Origin of the sequence: Pedobacter psychrotolerans (assembly GCF_004340665.1) — a bacterium.
Classification (GTDB): Bacteria; Bacteroidota; Bacteroidia; order Sphingobacteriales; family Sphingobacteriaceae; genus Pedobacter; species Pedobacter psychrotolerans.
Genome location: NZ_SLWO01000015.1, coordinates 1 through 5,692 on the forward strand (window position 1 = coordinate 1; position 5,692 = coordinate 5,692).

2 tRNA genes and 2 rRNA genes are annotated in these 5,692 nt (G+C 47.8%); all 4 read right to left on the bottom strand.

The annotated features are described in order from the left end of the window. Positions 1-113: 113 nt before the first annotated feature. The 4 genes from EV200_RS21565 to EV200_RS21580 all read right to left on the bottom strand — a co-directional run bounded on the left by EV200_RS21565 (position 114) and on the right by EV200_RS21580 (position 5,438). Positions 114-2,990: ribosomal RNA gene (locus EV200_RS21565) — 23S ribosomal RNA — on the bottom strand. 424 nt (positions 2,991-3,414) lie between these two features. After that, a tRNA-Ala gene (locus EV200_RS21570) sits at positions 3,415-3,491 on the bottom strand. A 79-nt stretch (positions 3,492-3,570) separates the two neighbouring features. Further along, positions 3,571-3,645, bottom strand: a tRNA-Ile gene (locus EV200_RS21575). Between the two features lie 273 nt (positions 3,646-3,918). Continuing rightward, positions 3,919-5,438: ribosomal RNA gene (locus tag EV200_RS21580) — 16S ribosomal RNA — on the bottom strand. The 16S and 23S rRNA genes sit together here with 2 tRNA genes alongside, the layout of an rRNA operon. Positions 5,439-5,692: the final 254 nt, after the last annotated feature.

Sequence of the window (5,692 nt, forward strand, 5' to 3'; positions counted from 1 at the left end):
CAAAGCTTAAAGCTACTCTATTTCGCTTTAGTCTTTAGTCTTTTAGCTTTCCGCTTAAATGACATATTATTGAAAGAAGTTAAGTTTTGAAGAACAAACAACAGTTCTGTTTGCTTTGAAAGCTTCGGATGATTAGTACTACTCGACTGTGCTGTCGCCAGCTTTACATCTGTAGCCTATCAACGTAGTAGTCTGCTACGGTCCTATATGGAATTCTCATCTCGTGGCTAGTTTCGCACTTAGATGCTTTCAGCGCTTATCTATTCCCAGCGTAGCTACTCTGCAATGCCCCTGGCGGAACAACAGATTCACTAGAGGCTAGTCCAACCCGGTCCTCTCGTACTAAGGTCAGCCCCACTCAAAATTCCTACGCCCACAACAGATAGGGACCGAACTGTCTCGCGACGTTCTGAACCCAGCTCGCGTGCCACTTTAATCGGCGAACAGCCGAACCCTTGGGACCTTCTCCAGCCCCAGGATGTGACGAGCCGACATCGAGGTGCCAAACCTCCCCGTCGATATGAGCTCTTGGGGGAGATCAGCCTGTTATCCCCAGCGTACCTTTTATCCTTTGAGCGATGGCCCTTCCATGCAGAACCACCGGATCACTATATCCGTCTTTCGACCCTGATCGACCTGTATGTCTCACAGTCAAGCAAGCTTATGCTATTGCACTCCGCGTACGGTTACCAAGCGTACTGAGCTTACCTTTGAAAGCCTCCGTTACCTTTTTGGAGGCGACCACCCCAGTCAAACTACCCATCAAACAATGTCTCCCGCTTAGCGGGATTAGACACCGAATACAGAAAGGGTGGTATTTCAACGTTGGCTCCACGACGCCTAGCGACGCCGCTTCAAAGCCTCCCACCTATCCTACACATCCTGTATCCAATGTCAATGTTAAATTGTAGTGAAGGTGCATGGGGTCTTTCCGTCCCGTTGCGGGTACCCGGCGTCTTCACCGGGACCACAATTTCACCGAGCTCATGGCTGAGACAGCGCCCAGATCGTTACACCATTCGTGCAGGTCGGAACTTACCCGACAAGGAATTTCGCTACCTTAGGACCGTTATAGTTACGGCCGCCGTTTACTGGGGCTTCGATTCAATGCTTCTCCTTACAGATGACATCCCCTCTTAACCTTCCAGCACCGGGCAGGTGTCAGGCCTTATACTTCATCTTTCGATTTTGCAAAGCCATGTGTTTTTGTTAAACAGTCGCCTGGGCCTTTTCACTGCGGCTGACATTGCTGCCAGCGCCCCTTCTCCCGAAGTTACAGGGCCATTTTGCCGAGTTCCTTAGCCATGATTCACTCGAGCACCTTAGAATCCTCTTCCCGGATACCTGTGTCGGTTTGCGGTACGGGTTTTTATAACCTGAAGCTTAGCGGTTTTTCTTGGAAGTCTGATTACCTGCGCTATCCACTCAGCCGAAGCCTCGCGGTACTATCGACTTTCAGCTAGATCGGCGGATTTGCCTACCGTTCTAATACCTACTGTCTTTAACGATCTATTCCGTCAGATCGCGGCAGTGTCACTACTCCGTCCCCACATCGCAGTTATAAAAAGTACTGGAATATTAACCAGTTGTCCATCGAATTTCCCCTTCGGGTTCTCCTTAGGTCCCGACTAACCCTGATCCGATTAGCGTTGATCAGGAAACCTTATCCTTTCGGTGGGCGGGTTTCTCTCCCGCCTTATCGTTACTTATGCCTACATTTGCTTTTCTATACGCTCCAGCACCCATTACCAGATACCTTCGCTGCATATAGAATGCTCCCCTACCGATATATTTCAATCCCATAGCTTCGGTGTACAATTTAATGCCCGTTTATTATCCATGCCCGATCGCTCGACTAGTGAGCTGTTACGCACTCTTTAAATGAATGGCTGCTTCCAAGCCAACATCCTAGCTGTCTGTGCAATCGGACCTCGTTAGTTCAACTTAACTGTAACTTGGGGACCTTAGCTGATGGTCTGGGTTCTTTCCCTCTCGGCGCGTGACCTTAGCACCCCGCGCCTCACTGCAGATCATATTTAATAGCATTCGGAGTTTGTCTGGATTTGGTAGGATTTGACTCCCCCGCACCCAATCAGTAGCTCTACCTCTATTAAACTTAATATCCACGCTGTTCCTAAAAACATTTCGGGGAGTACGAGCTATTTCCCAGTTTGATTAGCCTTTCACCCCTACCCACAGATCATCCGGAAACTTTTCAACGTTTATCGGTTCGGTCCTCCAGTACGTGTTACCGCACCTTCAACCTGTCCATGGGTAGATCACAAGGTTTCGCGTCTACCTCCTCTGACTATACGCCCTATTCAGACTCGCTTTCGCTTCGGATCCGTGCCTGAAGCACTTAACCTTGCCAGAGAAGAGTAACTCGTAGGCTCATTATGCAAAAGGCACGCCGTCACGCCACCTGGACGCTCCGACCGCTTGTAAGTACACGGTTTCAGGTTCTATTTCACTCCCCTGTTCGGGGTTCTTTTCACCTTTCCCTCACGGTACTGGTTCACTATCGGTCTCTCAGGAGTATTTAGCCTTACCGGATGGTGCCGGCAGATTCCCACAAGGCGTCTCCGACCTCGCGGTACTCAGGATACTACTAAGCTAGCATTCTATACGTGTACCGGGCTATCACCGTGTATCGCTGGGCTTCCCATCCCATTCCACTTCTGTTTGCTAATGCCATATCGTAGTCCTACAACCCCACTAATGCCGTAACATTAATGGTTTGGGCTCTTTCCCTTTCGCTCGCCACTACTTAGGAAATCATTGTTATTTTCTCTTCCTCTGCTTACTTAGATGTTTCAGTTCGGCAGGTTTGCTCATTATATGTGACTGGTCTTCAACCAGCCGGGTTGCCCCATTCGGAAATCTTCGGATCTATTCCTATTTGCAAATACCCGAAGCTTATCGCAGCTTATCACGTCCTTCATCGCCTCTGAGAGCCAAGGCATCCCCCGTGTACTCTTTATTACTTTCTTCTACTCATATGCCTTTTGCGCCATATGGTATGCTTTTTTTGCTCTTGTTATGATGTCTCATACCTTACTTTGTATTGCTACTCTGCTTGGTGAGCACAAACACAACAGTCGCCTATTGTTGTTTGCTCTTCTTTTTTAACTTCTTCCAATATGTCAAAGAACTTTACTGAGGCTGAAGGTCGAAGGTATAAAGGTAGAGGGTTTCATCATCCCCTGCCTAAGCTCCGTTTCAGCTTCGTTAGTTAAAAACTCCGGTCTCGAACCGTTTCACCTATTTCGCAGTCTCTGCTCCATACATGTGCCCCATGGCGTTTCTTATCTTAAATCTTTATGTCAATGTAGTGTACCAATCCAGGTAACGCTTTCTTTTATTATTCCGTTTTTTAAAAGCTTTCTGCTTTGGTCTTTAAGCTTTTCAGCTCAATGGTGGAGAATAACGGAGTCGAACCGTTGACCTCCTGCGTGCAAGGCAGGCGCTCTAGCCAGCTGAGCTAATCCCCCAGATTAGTTATGAGTTGGTCGTTTTTAGTTTGGAGTATATTAACTCTAAACTTTTTCTCTCAACCTCCAAACTCAATAGTAGTCCCGTCCAGATTTGAACTGGAGACCCCTACATTATCAGTGTAGTGCTCTAACCAGGCTGAGCTACGGGACTTCTTGATTTAAGGTTAGCGTCCGTATGCAGTATATAGTATCTTACCGCTACTGCTTTCCTTTGGCTTTCCCCATCTTATTGTTCCGTTGCGCTATACCTTTATAGTATGCCCACCGTTTCCTCTGGGTGTTTTCTTTTTTTTTTATTTTTTTTTAAAGTAGTATAGTCTAAAGTATCAAGATGTTTGCCTTTCAGCTTTAGTCTTTATGCTTTAACCCTCTACCTTAGTATAGAAATATCATGTTGCGAAGCGAGTAGGTGACGCTACTCCAGAAAGGAGGTATTCCAGCCGCACCTTCCGGTACGGCTACCTTGTTACGACTTAGCCCCAGTTATCGGTTTTACCCTAGGACGCTCCTTGCGGTTACATACTTTAGGTACCCCCAACTTCCATGGCTTGACGGGCGGTGTGTACAAGGCCCGGGAACGTATTCACCGCGTCATTGCTGATACGCGATTACTAGCGAATCCAACTTCATGGGGTCGAGTTGCAGACCCCAATCCGAACTGTGAATGGCTTTGTGAGATTCGCATCATATTGCTATGTAGCTGCCCTCTGTACCATCCATTGTAGCACGTGTGTAGCCCCGGACGTAAGGGCCATGATGACTTGACGTCGTCCCCTCCTTCCTCTCTGTTTGCACAGGCAGTCTGTTTAGAGTCCCCACCTTAACGTGCTGGCAACTAAACATAGGGGTTGCGCTCGTTGCGGGACTTAACCCAACACCTCACGGCACGAGCTGACGACAGCCATGCAGCACCTAGTTTCGTGTGATTGCTCACTCATTTATCTCTAAATGATTCACTAACTTTCAAGCCCGGGTAAGGTTCCTCGCGTATCATCGAATTAAACCACATGCTCCTCCGCTTGTGCGGGCCCCCGTCAATTCCTTTGAGTTTCAATCTTGCGACCGTACTCCCCAGGTGGAACACTTAACGCTTTCGCTTAGCCGCTGACTGTGTATCGCCAACAGCGAGTGTTCATCGTTTAGGGCGTGGACTACCAGGGTATCTAATCCTGTTTGATCCCCACGCTTTCGTGCCTCAGCGTCAATTAAACCATAGTAAGCTGCCTTCGCAATCGGTGTTCTGAGACATATCTATGCATTTCACCGCTACTTGTCTCATTCCGCCTACCTCTAGTTCATTCAAGCCCATCAGTATCAAGGGCACTGCGATAGTTGAGCTACCGTCTTTCACCCCTGACTTAACAGGCCGCCTACGCACCCTTTAAACCCAATAAATCCGGATAACGCTTGGATCCTCCGTATTACCGCGGCTGCTGGCACGGAGTTAGCCGATCCTTATTCTTCCGGTACATTCAGCACGATACACGTATCGTGGTTTATTCCCGGATAAAAGCAGTTTACAACCCATAGGGCAGTCTTCCTGCACGCGGCATGGCTGGTTCAGAGTTGCCTCCATTGACCAATATTCCTTACTGCTGCCTCCCGTAGGAGTCTGGTCCGTGTCTCAGTACCAGTGTGGGGGGTCATCCTCTCAGATCCCCTAGTCATCGTCGCCTTGGTGGGCCGTTACCCCGCCAACTAGCTAATGACACGCATGCCCATCTCTATCCCATTAATGTTTGATCATTGAATAATGCCATTCTGTGATTTTATGCGGTATTAATCCGGATTTCTCCGGGCTATCCCCCAGATAAAGGTAGGTTGCATACGCGTTACGCACCCGTGCGCCGGTCTCAAGTTAGCAAGCTAACTCTACCCCTCGACTTGCATGTATTAGGCCTGCCGCTAGCGTTCATCCTGAGCCAGGATCAAACTCTCCATTGTAAAATGTTGTTTTGATGCTGACCAGTTTTAACTATTGTTAAAAATAGTCTTCTTTTGTTTTGTCTGTTAGACATCACCTTTAAAATAAAGCTACTTAATCATGTACTTCAATCAGTACTTCATTAAACCCGCTTTCGCTACATTGACATCTCTTTTAAGAACTTATCGACTGTTGTTGCCTCGCGGCCCGTCTTTATATATCTTCAAACTTCAGTTCGCTTAAGTCGTATTCGTCTTAGCTTGTTTTTCGTTCG